Here is a 15,692-nt window from a genome sequence, read left to right as displayed (position 1 = left end):
CACGCAGGAGAATCGCATGACCGTATCAGCACCCACTCCCCCGGAATCTCAGAGCGACGCCAACCAGCTCGCGTCCCTCGGCTACGACTCCGACTACAAACGCGAGATGTCCTTCTGGGGCAATTTCGCACTCGGCTTCACCTACCTCTCGCCGGTCGTCGGCGTGTACTCGCTGTTTGCGTTCGCGCTGGGCACGGGTGGACCACCGATGATCTGGGCAGTCGTCCTCGCGGCGGTTGGTCAGATGCTGGTTGCACTCGTGTTCGGCGAGGTTGTCTCGCAGTTCCCCGTCTCGGGCGGTGTCTACCCCTGGGCCCGCCGACTGTGGGGCAAGAAGTGGGCCTGGATGACTGGCTGGGTCTACATGCTGGCCCTGGTCGCCACGATCTCCAGCGTCGCATACGGCGCGGGACCCTTCGTTGCCATGCTCCTCGGCATCGACCCGTCGACCCACGTCACCGTCGTTTGCGCGATTGCTCTGATCGTGCTCGTCACGGTGCTCAATCTCGGTGGGACCAATCTCCTCGCCAAGGTGGCCTTCTTCGGCTTCGTCGCCGAGCTCGTTGGTGCCCTCGTGGTCGGCGGGTGGTTGTTGCTCGCCGAGAGGCATCACGGTCTCGGCGTCATCTTCGACTCCTCCGGCGCGTCGAGCGGCAGCGCCTATCTCCCGGCGTTCTTCGCTGCATCCTTGATCGGCGTCTACCTCTACTTCGGGTTCGAGGCCTGCGGTGACGTTGCCGAAGAGGTCATCGATCCGGGAACCCAGATCCCTCGCGCCATGCGCATGACGATCTACATCGGTGCCGCGGCCTCGATCTTCATCACGCTTGCGCTCATCCTGGCGGTCCCGGACATCGGAGCCGTGATATCTGGCAAGGATGCCGACCCCGTCACGGCCGTGCTGTCGGACGCCTTCGGAACCGTCGGGTTCCGGATCGTCGTGGCCGTTGTCCTGATCTCATTCCTGTCGTGCGCCCTCAGCCTGCAGGCAGCCTCGAGTCGGTTGATCTACTCGTACGCGCGGGACAACATGATGCCGGGCAGCTCGCTGTTCAAGCGGTTCTCGATTGCACGGGCAGTGCCTCCGTACGCGCTGCTCCTGTCAGCAGCCATCCCGATCATCATCATCCTCGTGTCGCAGATCTCGGACAACGCACTCACGCGCATCGTGTCGTTCGCGTCGCTCGGGATCTACACCGGCTTCATGATGGTTGTTCTCGCAGCCCTGAGAGCTCGGATCAAGGGCTGGGCACCCTCCGGGAGGTTCACCCTTGGTCGGTGGGGACTCCCGGTGACCGTGGCCGCACTGACCTACCAGCTCGCGGCTGCGGTGAACATGGCATGGCCCCGGACGCCCGACGCCGCGTGGTACGACAACTACCTCGTCCTGCTGTCGCTGGGCATCGTGGTCGGTGTCGGTGTGATCTACGTGGCCCTGGTCAGGCCGCACCAGCAAAGCGACGCGCCGGCAGCAGACGCCATCCCTGAGTAGCCGGCCCCACCGTGAACACCTCCTGACCGACTCCACGTGGTCAGGAGGTGTTCACGGTTTGTCGATCACCGGAGGTTGTCGATGTCCCCGCTGATCTTCTGCGCGATCCAGATGGGTACCACCGACAGCAGGATCAGCACGACTGCCACCACGTTCACGACTGGTGCCTGGTTCGGACGGAACAAGTTGTCGAGGATCCAGATCGGGAGCGTGTTGACACCCGCACCCGCAGTGAAGGTCGTGACGATGATCTCGTCGAAGCTCAGCGCGAAAGCCAGCAGTCCACCGGCGAGCAGGGCTGAACGCAGCTGCGGGAACGTGACGAGTCGAAACGTGGTCCACAGCCCGGCGCCGAGGTCGGCAGATGCCTCCTCGAAGTTGCTGCCCATGCGGCGCAACCTGGCCTGCACGTTGTTGAAGACCGTGACGATGCAGAACGTCGCGTGCGCAACGATGACCGTCATGATCGACAGCTGAAGACTGAGGATCCCCCGGAACGCATTGTTGAGCGCGATGCCGGTGACGATCCCGGGCAGAGCAATCGGCAGGATGACCAGCAGGTTGACCGAGCTCTTGCCGAAGAAGTCGTGACGCTGAAGCGCCAGAGACATCAGCGTGCCCAGCACCAGTGCGATGGCGGTCGCGGTCAGCGCGACTTCGACGCTTGTCCCGACGGCATCGCGGGCTCCGGCGCTGTGGAAGGCGCGCTCCCACCAGTCGAACGTGAGTCCCGGCGGCGGCCACGTCAACGACTTGCTGGTGTTGAACGAGTTGAGCACCACGACCGCGAGCGGTAGGTACAACAGCAGCAGGGTCAGGCCGGTCAGCGCCGCCAGCAGGCGACGGACGGAAGCACTCAGAATCATTGGGTACGCCTATAGGTTCTCGAGGGCACCCGTACGGCGGACAGCCGTCAGGTAGCCGATCATGATGACGATGGGAATCAGGGCGATCGCCGCGGCCAGCGGGAGGTTGTTGGCCGCGCCGACGTTCGTGTAGACGAGGTTGCCGAGCATCTGGTTGGCGCCACCCACGATGTTGACCGTGATGTAGTCGCCGAGCGTCAGCGAGAAGCTGAAGATCGATCCCGCGATGATCGCCGGCGTCAGCATGGGAAGCACGATCGTGCGCATGGTCTGCCACGTCGACGCTCCGAGGTCACCCGACGCGTCCAGGAGTGAGTTCGGCACCCGCTCCAGCCCCGCGAAGATCGGCAGGATGACATACGGCAACCAGATGTACGCCTGCGTGATGACGACAGCTGTGAGGCCGTAACCGGGAGTGTCGAGGCCGATTCGGCTCGCGGCCCACTGAAAGATGCCACCGTCGGAGAGCACCGATCGCCACGCGAAAGCCTTGACCAGGTAGCTCGCCCACAGCGGCGTCAGTACCGCGATGACGAGGATTCGCTGCATCCGCTGGGAGGCCAGCTTGGCCATGTAGAACGCGATCGGCAGTGCGATCGCGACGTCGACCACCGTGACGAGCACCGCGACGCCGACCGTGCGCAGCGTCACGGTGCGATACAGCGACTCGGTTGCGATCTCCTTGAGGTTGTCGAACGTCAGGCTTCGATTGATCTCGCCGGTGAAGCTGTCGACGGTCCACAGCGCCGAGACCAGCAACGCAGCGAGCGCCACGACATAGACCAGGACGAGCCAGGTCAACGGGGCTGCCAGCAGCAGGGCGAGCCGGGCACGAGGCCTTGCGCTCAGTGACGAGGAGACGCGACGCGCAGCCGTCCTCCGGGTTTCGGGGACGGCTGCGCGTGCGGTGTCGACCGACATGTGGTCCTCTACCTAGCCCTTGATCTCGGTCCAGGCTTTGGTCCACTCCGAGTAGTCCATGCACTTCACGTCCTTGCGGCCGTCGAGGCATTCAGCGACCGGAGTGCGCCAGTACCAGAGCTTCGAAGCGAAGTCCTTGTCACCGGCTTTGTACGTGTCGCAGAACGACGGGTCACTGGCGAAGTCGCACGCCTCGGCGCTGTTGGGCGCCTCCCCGAAGTACTCGGTGGCCTGGGCGTTGGCCTTGGGCGACTCGATGTAGTCAAGCCACTTGTAGGCACAGTTGGGGTGCTTCGCCTTGGACGAGATCATCCAGGTGTCCGACCAGCCGGTCGCACCCTCCTCGGGCAGGATCGCCTTGACCTTGGCCTTCTCGACCGAGTTGACGATGACCTGCCACGTCGTGCCGAGGACCGAGTCGCCGGTCTCGAACGCGGAGATCTCCTTGAGGTAGTCGGACCAGTACTCGCCGACGTTCTTGCGCTGTCCCTTGAGCAGGTCGACGGCAGCGTTGAACTGCTTCTCGTCCAATGCGTAGGGGTTCTCGATCTTGAGGTCCGGCTGGTGCTTCATGAGGTAGAGCGCCGCGTCGGCGATGTAGATCGGCGAGTCGTACGACGTGATCTTGCCCTTGTACTTCGCCATCTCGGCCGGGTCGAACACCGCGGACCATGATGTCGGGGCCGGAGAGACCTCGTCCTCGTTGTACATCAGCAGGTTGGCCCCGTAGCCGTGCGGGACGCCGTAGTGCTTGCCGTCGAACGTGTTCCAGTCCTGGTCCTTCAGGAAGTCGTAGACCTTGGCGTAGTTGGGGATGAGGTCGGTGTTGACTTCTGCGGCCTCCTTCGACGCGACCATGCGCGCCGTGAGGTCGCCCGATGCCACCACGACGTCGTAGTCGCCGGTCTTGGCCAGGTTGAAGGCCTCATCCGACGTGCCGTACGTCTTGCTGGTCACCTGGCACTTGGTCTTGTCCTCGAATGCGCTGACCCAGTCGACCTTGGGATCGTTGCTGCCGTCCTCGACGTAGCCGGGCCACGCCAGGATCGAGACCTTCCCCTCGGTCTTGCCGAGCTTGTCGACGGCCTTGCCGCTGCTGCCGGAGTCGCTGCCTCCACAGGCGGCGAGCACGACGAGCGCGCTGCTGGCGAGGATCGCCCCTGCGGCCCTCCTCTTGCGGGTGGTGATTCTCATCGTTGTCTCCATCTTCTGGTGGTGGGAGCGGTCGGGGTCAGGCGAGCGGTACGAGATCGTCGACGGACCACGTGGCGAGGACCTCGTCGCCGCGCTGCTCGTCGGATTTGCCGCCGGTGCTCTGCTCAAGCACGACGATCCCGGTGCCGTCGTGCAGGCGGACGTGGATGCGGTGGCCTGTGCCGAGGTAGATCGACTCGGTGATCACACCTTCGGCATGGATCGTGCCTTCGGGCACTGGCGATCCGGGCGCCCGAAGCGTGATCTTCTCGGGGCGCAGGGCATGGTTGCCCTCGCGGCCGAGCAGTCGCGACGAGGTGGCGCTGTCGAAGATGTTCGAGGTCCCGACGAACTTGGCGACGTACTCCGACGAAGGCTGTTCGTAGATCTCCTGCGGCGTGCCGAGCTGCACGATCTTGCCATCGCTGAACACCGCGACGCGATCGCTCAGAGTCAGCGCCTCCTCCTGGTCGTGCGTCACGAACACGAACGTGATGCCGAGCTCGCGTTGCAACTGCTTGAGCTCGACCTGCATCTGCTCACGCAGCTTGAGGTCAAGGGCACCGAGCGGCTCGTCGAGCAGCAGGACCTTCGGGCGTACGACGATCGAGCGGGCCAAGGCGACGCGCTGGCGCTGCCCTCCCGACAGCTGACCCGGTCGCCGGCTGCCGAGGTTGGCGAGCTGGACCGTTGCCAGGGCCTCCTCGGCCTGCTTGCGGCGGGCGGCCTTCTTGACGCCGCGGACCCGCAGCCCATATGCCACGTTGTCCAGCACGCTCATGTGCGGAAACAGGGCGTAGTCCTGGAAGACCGTGTTGACGTCACGATCGAACGGCGCCTTCGAGGTGACGTCCTCACCGGCGAGGTCGATCGTGCCCTCGGTCGCCTGCTCGAAACCGGCAATCAGCCGCAGGACCGTGGTCTTGCCCGATCCCGATGGGCCGAGCATCGAGAAGAACTCGCCGTCGGCGATGTCGAGGTCGACCCCGTCGACAGCCTTGACGTCACCGAAGTGCTTGCTGAGGCCGCGTAGCGAGATCGCCGTCCCGGGAGGCGCGGCTACGCTCGACGTTGAGCCGGCGGACGTACTGACGGTCATCGGTGTCCTGTTCCTTCGGGGTGCAAGTTCGGGCGTATTCCAAGGTGTGACCCGGGCCACGTGATGCATAATCATATGGGACCAGATATTAAATTGCTACACCGTATTTGAAACGATCCTGTGAACAGGACGGGAGTGGTTGGGCCATGGCGACGGTGCGTAGACCCGCGACGCGTGCTCGTTCGGCGATCTTCGCGCCCCTCGGTGACGAGGGCCGGGCCGTGCGGGTCGAGAACCGTCTGGCTGAGGCGATCCGCTCCGGCGTCCTGGCCGACGGGGAACGCCTTCCCAGCGAACCCGAGCTCGCCGCCATGCTCGGCGTCGCGACGGTCACGGCACGCGAGGCACTGGTCGCCCTCCGCGCCCAAGGGCTCGTCACGACGACCCGAGGACGGGGTGGCGGAAGCTTCGTCACGCAGCCCGCGCCGAGCGGCCCTGCTGAGCTGAGCAGTCGCCTCGCCTCGATGTCCCGCGTAGAGCTGCGGGACCGCGGCACGATCTACGGTGTGATCCTCGCGGGATGTGCTGAGCTCGCTGCCGAGCGCGCCGATGCGACTGATATCGAAGGGCTTCGTGACCTCCTGATCGACCGGGACGAGACCGACGTGGGGCTTTGGCGGCACGCCGACTCCGAGCTCTACCTGTCGGTCGCGGCACTGACACAGTCGGCCCGCATGACGCGCGAGGTCGTACGACTCGAGGCCGACTTCGGCGCGTTGCTGCGGCTCCCACTCACCGATCCGGACTTCCGCGTCGCCGCGGCTTCGAGGCACCGCGCACTCGTCGACGCGATCGAGGCGCACGCGTCCGACGCAGCCCGGCGATGTGTCCGCATGCACGTCGCAGATTCCTTGGAACGTCTGGCCGATCTCCACGCAGCGGTGCCATGATCAACCCAAGGGCTCGACTCCCACGCCACCAAGGAGGACCGGCATGAAGGTCCACACCGCAGAACTCTCCTCGTGCGTCGAGAGCATCGAGACGTACTTCCACGGCATCCGCGCCGAGCTCGAGACGATGCAAGGACTTCTCGTCGAGCTGTTCGATCGAGGGCCCGTCGACTCGGCGGTCGCCCGAGCCCGGATCGAGCCACACGTCCGCAGGTTCCTCGACACGACCGACATCGTCGGCGCCGGATACGTCGCCGCACGCGGAGCATTGAGCGATGAGCCGCTCTATCTCGCTTGGTGGCAGGGGGACGACCAGCAGCTGCTCGCCGAGTCGGACGCGCCCGGCACCGGGGACCCCCTCGACTACACCCGCCACCCCTGGTTCCGCACGCCCGAGCGCACGGGCCAGCCGTATGTCACCGGACCCTACGTCGACTTCGTGTGCACTGATGAGTATGTCATGACCTCGACCGCGCCCGTGATCTCACACGGAAAGATGGTCGGCGTCGTCGGCGCCGACACCCTCGTGGAGACGTTGGAGAGCCTGATGCTGCCGGCCCTGCGATCGGCGGGTGCGACGCTCGTCAACGATCAGGGCCGCACCGTGATCTCCGCCGACCCCCACCTCGCGACCGGGAACCTTTTCGACCTCTCGGCATACGCCGAGGTCGCCCCGTGCCGCGACCTCCCGCTGTCGGTCGTCGCCCGCTGACGGTTGTCGGTTGTCGGTTGTCGGAGAGCTGAGCGCCGCGTTCGATTCGCGCGGCGGTCGACCCGTCCTCACCGACGCGACGATCACCGTGCTTGCGGCCTGATCAAGGGTCCGGCGCCCCAAGCAAGGTCACTCGCTCAAATTTGGCCGCCCTAGCGAGCAGCCGACCGCGGTGGCTGCGTCCACGACGATCGTCATCCGGATGCGTGGACCATGTCGGGGCTAAACGGGAATCAATCGACGAGCCGCCCGGGCGAGTCGAGACGGAGCGGGGTCCCAGACATCGGGCTCGTCATTGCCCCACGCGTAGCGCGGGGTTCCGTCGGCGATCAGCCGGTCCACCTCCGGGAGGCCGAGGGTTTCCGCCGACCAGCCGTAGAGCTGTGCCGCTCGCGGCATGATGATGCCAACGTCCAACAGGTGACCGATGCTGTGCTCAGCCTCGACGTATTGCGTCAGGTCCCCGGCGAGTGGATACCGGTCGGGGAGCACGCGCGACAGCGACATGAAGATGGCCGTCATGCCGAGTCGCGGATCACCGAGCGGCCGACTCACCGGCGAAAGCCGGCCGAGCGCCAGCCGAGGCGCTGCGACCATCGCGTGCGCGTACAGGACCCGAACCAGGACGAGATTGATGAAGAACCGCTCCACCTGGCTTTCTTGGCGCGCGAGCTCCTCGTTGGCCAGGTATGCCGTCGCGATGGTCAGGTTGTGGGCTCGGTACCAAGACCGTGCCGAGGGCTCGCGGATGAACTCCAGTGTCGCCGCTGCGCCAAGGGTTCGAGGCTCCCCCGGATGACCGAAAGCCAGCGCCGACGCCTCACTGGTGTCGAGCAGCAGTGCCTCGTTCACGTGACGCCACCACGGGCTGCCTGGTTGTGCATGCGAATCCGGGTTCAGAAGCCCTCGCCCCAATTGCCAGCGCATGAAGGCCGTCGCCGCGCGCCGGTAGGGCAGGTATCCGCGATCGACCTCGGCCGGCACCTTGTACAGCTGACGCAGCAGATCCAGTCGTGCCCGCGGGTCCCCGCGGACCTTTGCCACCTGATCGTCGGCGTACGCCGCAGCCGTCATCTGCGGCGCCGCGCGCGAGAGGGGACCGCCAAGCCGAGCGTTGGAGGCCGCGTGTAGTCGTGGCGTGGTCGGAGCATGGCGCCCTCTCCGACAGTCGGTTCACGCATGTGGCCCTCCTCCGGGGTGACTTGTAGCGCTGTTTCACTGGTCAGAACTTTGAGGAGCCGATGTGCTCTGCTGCTGACCTGGGCCAGTCTGCGATGTTCGCATGAGCGACGGACTACGTCTTGACCGAAGCAGACATCGACCAAAGGCATCGGAACACGCTCCGCGATGGCGCGAAGAGCGTTGTGGTTCAAGCTTCCACCCATCGCAATCACCGCGGCGCACCGAAGGCCAAGCAGTTCCTCGACCGCCTGCTCCGTGCTGCGACTCGCGGTGACGGCGCTGAGGCATGACGTCATCTCAGTGCAGACACTAGTTGGTCAGGTCCAGCGAACCTGCTCCACCTTCCTGCGTCCTACGCGCCGGCAACTCGCGAATCACGCAGCATGTTGTTGAACGCCGCAGCGCCTTGATTGGTTGAAGGCCGGCCACCCACACTTGGGTGACCGGCCCCCGTCGGAGTGTCCTGACGACTCAGAAACCTTGCTGAGCGGCGATCTCGCCTGCGAGCCGCCTCCAGGAGACGGTGGCTGCCGGCTCGCCTTGCGCGTCGGAGGCCACGGCACCGCGTTCGACGACCCAGTGGAGGCCTGACTTCGTCGGGTACCAGGTGAGCGGCGACGTCAGCCCCGTCGTCGTGTCGTCCATGCTGAGCGACGCGAGGTCCTCGGACGTGGCCGGCGCCGGCTGGGTGGCGCGCTGGATCGCCCGCCGCATGATCCGGTCGACCGCCGGCACGTCGTTGAACAGGTCGGTGGCCCGGACCGCGCGCCCGGTGCGCTTGTCGATGACCGCCGCCGTGGAGGTGCTGGTCGGCACCGCTCCGCCGAAGTCGTTGACGACATCGAACACGATCGACACGGCGTGGCCGGCCTGGGCGTCTGACCTGACGGTGATCGTCTGGGTGAGCTTTCGCGAGGCCAGGCCGAGCGCGCGGAGCTGCTTGCGGTAGGCGTCGATCTCCGCGACGATCTTGGCGTTCGCGGCGTCCATCACCTGCTTCTCCAGCTTCGGAGTGCCACCCGTGACGACCACCAGAGGGTAGGTGCTCGTCGCCTTGGTGCCGCCGTCGATCGGCACGTCGTGCGGCGTGAACGACGCCTTCAGGTGGGCGTTCTCGTCGGCACCGCCGTTGAACGTCACGACATACGCGACCGGTGTGGTGTCGGGGCTCGACGTGCCGGGGATCGACGGCACGCCGCCGATCGCGACAGCGAACGCGGCTGCCGTAGCGACCATCGCGGCGATCGGCAGGGGCCTGATCCAGCGCGAGGATCCGATGCGGCGTACGGGGGCGAGGCGATCGCGTCGGGGCTGCGGCTCTGCGAGGGGAGCGTACGTGCGCAGGTCGTCCGCGCCGATCTGCGCGGACCGGGCGGTCAGTGCGGACGTGAGGAGCTCTTCGATCTCGCGGTTGGAGAGGTCGGTGGGGGTCATGTCAGTGCTCGTTTCTGAAGTCAGGGAGGGTGGCGGAGGAGCGGCGGTCAGCCATGAGGTCTCACCGCCATCGCGAGGCGCAGCGCCGCGAGGCCGCGGCTGCTGCTGGACTTGACCGTGCCCGGCGAGATGCCGAGGGTCTCGGCGACCTCGGCCTCCGTGAGCGACGACCAGTAGCGCAGCACCAGGATCTCGCGCTGGCGTTGTGGCAGGCTGCCGAGCGCCGTGATCACCTCACGGTGCTCTTCGCTCAGCACCGCCGCCTCATCGGCGCCGGGTGCGGTCGGGCTCAACGGCGGGACGTACGACCGCGCGGTGCGCCGCCGTCGCAGCACGGACCGGGACGCGTTGACGACGCACGTACGGAGATAGGCCCGCATCGCGGCTTCAGTCTCGAGCCGGTCCCACGCCTTGACCACGCCCGCGAACGCATCCTGAACGACGTCCTCGGCGGTGGCGACGTCGTCGACCAGGAGCAGCGCGAGCCGGACCATGTGCAGCCGGTTCGTGCGGTAGAGCTCGTCGAGCGTGGGCAGCTCGGCGGTGGGTCGGGCGGCCTCCATGCGCAATGGTGGCATCTCGGACGGTGTTCGTCGTGGGCTGAGCGGTGTCGGTGTTCGGGAACGGAATGTCGGGACGGACACGTGATCCTCATCGGTCGTAGGGATGAACCTTCATCCCTAAAGACGTCTGGAAGGCCCCGAGGTTGCCAACTGCACGACGCGAACTCAAGGTGACGTACGTCGCAATGCGTACAGCAACACGTTCTACCGGCTGTTCGAGGCCTCGAAGAGTTTCTGAAGGCGCGTGACGCCCTCGGTCAGGTCGTCGTCGCCCAACGCATAGGACAACCGCAGGTAGCCCGCCGACCCGAAGGCCTCACCCGGTACGACGGCCACTTCGGCCCTGTCAAGGATGAGCTCGGCTAGCTCGGCCGAGGTCTTCGCCGTGAATCCGTCGAACTCGCGGTTGAGCAACCCCTTGACTTGCGGGTACACGTAGAACGCGCCCGTGGGCATCGGGCACATGACACCGTCGATCTCGTTCAACATGGACACGATGAGCCTGCGCCGACGATCGAAGGCAACACCCATCTGCGCCACCGGCTCGAGGTCTCCGGTCACCGCTGCGATGGCCGCGTGCTGAGACACGTTGGCGACGTTCGAGGTCGCATGCGACTGCAGGTTCGTCGCCGCCTTGATCACGTCGGACGGACCGATGACCCACCCGACCCGCCATCCGGTCATGGCGTAGGTCTTCGCGACTCCGTTGAGGACGACGCAACGGTCAGTGAGGGAGGGCACCACCACGGGCATGGAGACGGCCTCGGCACCGTCATAGGTCAAGTGCTCATAGATCTCGTCGGTCACCACCCAGAGACCGTTGTCATCGGCCCACTCACCTATCGCGGCAACCTGGTCGCGCGGGTACACAGCGCCGGTCGGATTCGAGGGTGAGCAGAACAGCAGCACCTTCGTGCGCTCGGTGCGCGCGCCCTCGAGCTGCTCAACGGTGACCAGGTACTCCTGAGTCTCGTCGGCGAACACCTCGACAGGCACTCCGCCGGCCAGTCGGATCGCCTCGGGGTAGGTGGTCCAGTACGGCGCTGGAAGGATCACCTCGTCGCCCGGATCGAGCAACGTCGCGAACGCCTCGTACACGGCCTGCTTGCCACCGTTGGTGACGAGCACCTGGCTCGGCAGCACGTCGTAGCCGCTGTCGCGCCGGGTCTTCTCGGCGATCGCGACCTTCAGCGCCGGCAGCCCGCCTGCGGGGCTGTAGCGATGATTCTGCGGGTCGCGACACGCTTCTACCGCAGCGTCGACGATGTAGTCCGGCGTTGCAAAGTCGGGCTCGCCCGCGCCAAAACCGATCACGGCGCGACCCTCGGCCTTGAGGGCCTTGGCTCTCGCATCCACCTTCAGCGTCGCGGACTCGGCGATGCTGCCGACGCGCGTCGAAATTCGTCCGCGCACCGTCGAGCCGCTCATGGCTTCCTCCGGGCGGCCGCAGCGATCCCCATAGAAACACGTGCTCGATTGCTGATCATCATTCGCCCCATCTTGAACATTGCCGCGATCTCAGTCCTGCCCGCTGTGTCCGAAGCTGTCCGAGCCGGTTCACGAGTCGAGCCCACAGCGGTCTCGACTGCCCCCCGACGAGACCCGAACATCGTCTGCCGGGGAGCGGCCGCGCAGTGTCCACCGGTCCAGGAATGCCTCGACGTGATCAGCAAAGACGGCGTTGGAAGGATGGCCACGCAACTGGCCGGCGGCAATGGCCAAGATGGCCTCCGCCGAACGCTGCAGCTCGCGGTTCTCAAGACCGACACGAGCTGCGAGCACCCACCGACCTTCGGTCGCCTCACACACCTCCCGAGCCCGATCCGCAACCGAGGGGGTCTCGAGCAATGCGGCGATCACGGCGGTCGGGACGATCCACCAACAACCCGGCAGCGCGTCGATGAACCGGGCTTCCAGGTGGCCGCGTGCTCGCACGTGCGGGAACAGCGTCGTCATGTGACACGCGAGGTCGTCCAAGGTGGGCTCTTCCGAGCCGATACCGGCGCGCCGTCCTAGTCGAAGCCAGTCACGAAAGGTCACACCGGGCGGGACACTCCAGCTGCCCGTGTCCCGTCGCACCAGCATCAATGGAGCGTCGAGTGCCCACCTGGCGTACGTACTCGCGACACCTTCTCCCTGTCGGCGGATCGGGGCGCCTGTCCGTGCGGGGTCCAGCCTCTGCCACGCCCGCTGTCTTGCGCTCTTCCAACCGGTCGGCCGGCCACGAAAGGTCGGTGAGTTCGCGAACGCCGCGACAAGCGCTGGACCAACGGCGTGCAGGAGGTCCCAGCGCTCCTCGGCCGTCTGCTGCGAGGTGGCCGCCTCGACGTTCACCTGTATCGATGCTGTCGAGCACATCATCGCCTCGGCAGCTTCCCCCCAACGGGCCAGGTAACCAGCCATTGTTGTGTACCTGTTCTGTTGGGTGAGCCGGCGCGGGACCCGCATCGGATCGAGGCCGAGACCACACAGCATCATCCCCATGCTTGCAGCACGGTCGCGCAGGAGCGCAACGTCGCGATGAACGATAGGAACAGTCTCGGCCAGGGACTGCCCGACGTTCGAGCTCAGTTCGACCTGTCCGCCCGGCTCCAGAGTCACCTGCCCATCGAGCCCAGCATCGGACAGCCGCTGAAGCAGCCTCGCATACTCCTCCGGCGAGTGGTGACGGCGGAGATTGCCTGCTTCGCGGTCACCCACGAGAAGTTCCAGCTCAAGGCCGAGCCGTCCGGCCGGTCCAATGGTGAAACACGTCCGCGTAAGCCAGGACTCCGCCTCGGACTCGGTCAGTACCGCGACATCGTGATTCACCATTGGACTCGGACTTCCGGCGTCAGACAGTCGGAACCAGATCGGAACCTTCGGCGCAGAGCGCCTCGAGGTCCTCAGGGCGACGACGGTGAATGCGCACTGCGATCACCGCCCCAACGACATACCAGATGGCGACAAGGGGTCCGGCAATGTTCAACGGCCACGACAAGGGTGCAATGAAGCTGAACACCGCGATTCCCGCCCCGGCAAGGAACGAAGGCACGAGCGCGGCTGCTGCGACCACAGGGATCACGACGTGCATGAGCAGATTCATCTCGCTGCGGCGGAACCGGTAGTAGTACACAGTGCAGGCCAAGGCGCCGACGATGTAGATCGGAAGCACCGCCACCGTGAGCACCTGACCGAGCACGAGGTAGGCCGTGACCGGCCCCCAAGCGGCTGAGCTGCCGAAGGTGATGATCGCCGCGAATCCGAAGAAGGCGTAGATGGCCGTGATGGGCGAGCGCCAACGGGGGTGAGTCTGCGAAAGGCCCTTCGGCAGGGTCCTGGCGTGTGCCATGGCCCAGATGGAACGCGTCCCGGCCATGGCGCCACTGTTGGCACATGCGAGGCACGAGTTCAGGAGGGTGATGAGCAGGATGATCCAGCCCGCGCCCCAGAGATGCCGGGAAATGGCGATCCAGCCATTGCCGTTCTCGTAGCTGAGGAAGTCGGCGAACTTCGACGAGCCGAAGTAGACGTCGACAGCGTAGGTGGTGAAGACGTAGAAGACACCCACGATGAGCGTCGAACCAATGATGGCTCGAGGGATGTTCCGTCGCGGATCCTTGGTCTCGGCAGCCAGAGGAGCGGCCGCCTCGAAGCCGATGAAGGCGAGGAACGCGTACACCGAGGCTGCGATGACGCCGGACATCCCTTCGAATCCTGGGACCGTGGCGTGCTTGGTCGTCAGGACCGATGCCGAGTTCTGGTCGCCGGCGGAAACGATCATCCAGATGGCGAGAACGACGAAGACCACGATCTCGATGGCACCGAGGACCAGACCGATGGACGTTCCGATCTTCGCTCCGAAGTAGTTCATCAAGAACGCCCCCAACATGCATGCTGCGGTTCCCGTGACCCACCAGAAGGTGAATGCCTTCCCCTCGCCTCCCGACACGATCGACCCGGCAAGGAGGTCGCCGAACACCAGGCAGAGGTACCCGTTGGCGAAGATGTACACGAGCGGGTAGACCCAGGCTGTGACGAAGCCGGCCAGTGGGTGGAACGCGGTTCCGACATAGGCCGCAAAACCAGCAGCCGACGACATGTGTTTGGCAAGCTGACCAACGGCCAGGGCAACGAGCAAACAACCGACCAGAGCGATGAGCACGCTCAGCGGGAGCCCTCCACCACCAAAGGACGTCCCCGACATGATGGCGTACGCAGCGCCGGCACCGGGAGCCATGGCGGCGATGGACACGAAGAGGACTTCGGCGAGGGTGACTGTCCCCTTGGCCAGGGCCTCAGCGGGCTCGGGTGCCTGTTCGGGCACCATTTGGGATGTCGTCATGGGGACTCCTTGGAGTCAGTAGGGATGGGTCGATGGAGCAGGCTGTGCGGGTGCACAGCCAGTCGAGAACGTGCTGCGACAGAGCGGAAAGCTCAGCCTTCGTACTGGTGATAGACCTTTGCGATGACTTTCCACGCGCCGTCTTGCTTCAGGAGCGTGTGGAAGTCCGTGTAGTCGGCCCCGATGGCGTCGCTCTCCATGTCCACGCGCACGACGGCGGTGGTGGGTGTGATGCCGATGACGTCGAGGCGAGTCTTGATGGAAGGTGCGTCTCCGTTCGAAGACACGAAGTCGTAGAGGTTGGAGATCGGACCGCCGAGGAGCTCACCGTTGGTGAATCCGTACATCACGGCGTCCTGGTGGAACGCGCGCGCAACATCGTCAGCGCTTCCCACGCGAAGGCCGTCGACGTACTGCGCGACGGCGGCGACCACGTCGTCGTACTCCTGTGTGGGTACGACCTTGATGTTCGTTGTCATGTTTGCTGCTCCTTCTGAGGGGGTTTCCAGAGGTGGTGGTAGGTGAACGGGAACCGGGCACCTACTCGCGCAGGTCGCCTTCGTAGCGGTCGGCGCCCGGAATGGGGGTCATCCACGGCTGGGCAGATCGAGTCCAGACCTCGATCGTCGGCTTCAGCCAGGAGGTGTCGTTGAGGGTCCCCGCCTTGACGAACGCCAGGCCCGGGAACGCGTCAATGCGGCCGACGATGGGCGAGCCGCAGTTGGAGCAGAACGTTCGATTGGTATTGGTGTTGTGCTCGTCGCCTCTCGTGACGAACACCGAGACGCTGTCGCCCTCGATGCGAAGATCTTCGTCGTTGACCCCGACGACAAGCGACGCTGCGCCGCCAGTCTGCCGCTGGCAGTCGGTGCAGTGACAGAGCGCGGTGAACCTCGGCTCGGTCTCACAGGTGTAGGTCACGTTGCCGCAAAGACAATGGCCGTCGAGGTTCATGTGGAGATTCCCTTCGTTGTGATGTTGCGGAAATATTGAGGTTCGATCAGAACGGGCAACC

15 protein-coding genes are annotated in these 15,692 nt (G+C 65.4%); 3 read left to right on the top strand and 12 right to left on the bottom strand.

All coding sequences use genetic code 11. The annotated features are described in order from the left end of the window. The first annotated feature begins 16 nt into the window (after positions 1-16). Positions 17-1,492, top strand: a complete 1,476-nt coding sequence (locus ASC61_RS10795) for an APC family permease (RefSeq protein WP_056211763.1) — start codon at positions 17-19, stop codon at positions 1,490-1,492. A 65-nt stretch (positions 1,493-1,557) separates the two neighbouring features. On the opposite strand, the gene ASC61_RS10790 is transcribed toward ASC61_RS10795, so the two are convergent. From ASC61_RS10790 to ASC61_RS10775, 4 genes are read right to left on the bottom strand one after another with little or no spacing between them, the layout of a single operon-like run. Then, entirely contained in the window at positions 1,558-2,358 is an 801-nt protein-coding gene (locus ASC61_RS10790; RefSeq protein WP_056211761.1) for an ABC transporter permease, read from the bottom strand. Positions 2,359-2,367: 9 nt separating this feature from the next. Then, complete coding sequence (locus tag ASC61_RS10785; protein ID WP_056211759.1) at positions 2,368-3,279, bottom strand: ABC transporter permease; 912 nt, start codon at positions 3,277-3,279, stop codon at positions 2,368-2,370. Positions 3,280-3,291: 12 nt separating this feature from the next. Beyond that, positions 3,292-4,473, bottom strand: a complete 1,182-nt coding sequence (locus tag ASC61_RS10780; RefSeq protein ID WP_056211756.1) for an ABC transporter substrate-binding protein — start codon at positions 4,471-4,473, stop codon at positions 3,292-3,294. 37 nt (positions 4,474-4,510) lie between these two features. Next, positions 4,511-5,572, bottom strand: a complete 1,062-nt coding sequence (locus tag ASC61_RS10775) for an ABC transporter ATP-binding protein (protein ID WP_056211754.1) — start codon at positions 5,570-5,572, stop codon at positions 4,511-4,513. Positions 5,573-5,718: 146 nt separating this feature from the next. Between ASC61_RS10775 and ASC61_RS10770 the strand changes: the two genes are divergently transcribed. Together ASC61_RS10770 and ASC61_RS10765 are read left to right on the top strand one after the other, a co-directional pair. Continuing rightward, entirely contained in the window at positions 5,719-6,462 is a 744-nt protein-coding gene (locus tag ASC61_RS10770; RefSeq protein ID WP_056211752.1) for a FadR/GntR family transcriptional regulator, read from the top strand. Positions 6,463-6,505: 43 nt separating this feature from the next. Continuing rightward, entirely contained in the window at positions 6,506-7,174 is a 669-nt protein-coding gene (locus tag ASC61_RS10765) for a cache domain-containing protein (protein ID WP_056211750.1), read from the top strand. Between the two features lie 222 nt (positions 7,175-7,396). On the opposite strand, the gene ASC61_RS10760 is transcribed toward ASC61_RS10765, so the two are convergent. The 8 genes from ASC61_RS10760 to ASC61_RS10725 all read right to left on the bottom strand — a co-directional run bounded on the left by ASC61_RS10760 (position 7,397) and on the right by ASC61_RS10725 (position 15,631). Beyond that, complete coding sequence (locus ASC61_RS10760; protein WP_056211748.1) at positions 7,397-8,248, bottom strand: hypothetical protein; 852 nt, start codon at positions 8,246-8,248, stop codon at positions 7,397-7,399. A 579-nt stretch (positions 8,249-8,827) separates the two neighbouring features. After that, complete coding sequence (locus tag ASC61_RS10755; protein ID WP_056211746.1) at positions 8,828-9,790, bottom strand: DUF3298 domain-containing protein; 963 nt, start codon at positions 9,788-9,790, stop codon at positions 8,828-8,830. A gap of 47 nt (positions 9,791-9,837) precedes the next feature. After that, positions 9,838-10,368, bottom strand: coding sequence for an RNA polymerase sigma factor (locus ASC61_RS10750; protein WP_056211744.1), 531 nt, complete (start codon positions 10,366-10,368; stop codon positions 9,838-9,840). Positions 10,369-10,557: 189 nt separating this feature from the next. After that, a complete protein-coding gene (locus ASC61_RS10745) occupies positions 10,558-11,781 on the bottom strand; it encodes a pyridoxal phosphate-dependent aminotransferase (protein ID WP_056211742.1) in 1,224 nt (407 codons plus the stop codon). Positions 11,782-11,910: 129 nt separating this feature from the next. After that, positions 11,911-13,167 (bottom strand): glutamate-cysteine ligase family protein, encoded by a 1,257-nt coding sequence (locus ASC61_RS10740; RefSeq protein WP_056211740.1) that lies wholly within the window; start codon positions 13,165-13,167, stop codon positions 11,911-11,913. Between the two features lie 19 nt (positions 13,168-13,186). Then, complete coding sequence (locus ASC61_RS10735) at positions 13,187-14,677, bottom strand: APC family permease (protein WP_082530602.1); 1,491 nt, start codon at positions 14,675-14,677, stop codon at positions 13,187-13,189. Between the two features lie 92 nt (positions 14,678-14,769). Beyond that, positions 14,770-15,156, bottom strand: a complete 387-nt coding sequence (locus tag ASC61_RS10730) for a nuclear transport factor 2 family protein (RefSeq protein WP_056211735.1) — start codon at positions 15,154-15,156, stop codon at positions 14,770-14,772. A 61-nt stretch (positions 15,157-15,217) separates the two neighbouring features. Continuing rightward, positions 15,218-15,631: a GFA family protein gene (locus tag ASC61_RS10725; RefSeq protein ID WP_056211733.1), complete on the bottom strand. Its 414-nt coding sequence runs from the start codon at positions 15,629-15,631 to the stop codon at positions 15,218-15,220. Positions 15,632-15,692 lie beyond the last annotated feature (61 nt).

This window comes from Aeromicrobium sp. Root344, from assembly GCF_001425755.1.
GTDB lineage: Bacteria > Actinomycetota > Actinomycetes > Propionibacteriales > Nocardioidaceae > Aeromicrobium.
This window is presented reverse-complemented; position numbering and strand designations above follow the sequence as displayed.

Coding starts and splice junctions, on each gene's coding strand:
- ASC61_RS10795 (WP_056211763.1), top strand. CDS start 17: ATGACCGTATCAGCACCCACTCCCCCGGAATCTCAGAGCGACGCCAAC.
- ASC61_RS10790 (WP_056211761.1), bottom strand. CDS start 2,358: ATGATTCTGAGTGCTTCCGTCCGTCGCCTGCTGGCGGCGCTGACCGGC.
- ASC61_RS10785 (WP_056211759.1), bottom strand. CDS start 3,279: ATGTCGGTCGACACCGCACGCGCAGCCGTCCCCGAAACCCGGAGGACG.
- ASC61_RS10780 (WP_056211756.1), bottom strand. CDS start 4,473: ATGAGAATCACCACCCGCAAGAGGAGGGCCGCAGGGGCGATCCTCGCC.
- ASC61_RS10775 (WP_056211754.1), bottom strand. CDS start 5,572: ATGACCGTCAGTACGTCCGCCGGCTCAACGTCGAGCGTAGCCGCGCCT.
- ASC61_RS10770 (WP_056211752.1), top strand. CDS start 5,719: ATGGCGACGGTGCGTAGACCCGCGACGCGTGCTCGTTCGGCGATCTTC.
- ASC61_RS10765 (WP_056211750.1), top strand. CDS start 6,506: ATGAAGGTCCACACCGCAGAACTCTCCTCGTGCGTCGAGAGCATCGAG.
- ASC61_RS10760 (WP_056211748.1), bottom strand. CDS start 8,248: ATGACGGCTGCGGCGTACGCCGACGATCAGGTGGCAAAGGTCCGCGGG.
- ASC61_RS10755 (WP_056211746.1), bottom strand. CDS start 9,790: ATGACCCCCACCGACCTCTCCAACCGCGAGATCGAAGAGCTCCTCACG.
- ASC61_RS10750 (WP_056211744.1), bottom strand. CDS start 10,368: ATGCCACCATTGCGCATGGAGGCCGCCCGACCCACCGCCGAGCTGCCC.
- ASC61_RS10745 (WP_056211742.1), bottom strand. CDS start 11,781: ATGAGCGGCTCGACGGTGCGCGGACGAATTTCGACGCGCGTCGGCAGC.
- ASC61_RS10740 (WP_056211740.1), bottom strand. CDS start 13,167: ATGGTGAATCACGATGTCGCGGTACTGACCGAGTCCGAGGCGGAGTCC.
- ASC61_RS10735 (WP_082530602.1), bottom strand. CDS start 14,677: ATGACGACATCCCAAATGGTGCCCGAACAGGCACCCGAGCCCGCTGAG.
- ASC61_RS10730 (WP_056211735.1), bottom strand. CDS start 15,156: ATGACAACGAACATCAAGGTCGTACCCACACAGGAGTACGACGACGTG.
- ASC61_RS10725 (WP_056211733.1), bottom strand. CDS start 15,631: ATGAACCTCGACGGCCATTGTCTTTGCGGCAACGTGACCTACACCTGT.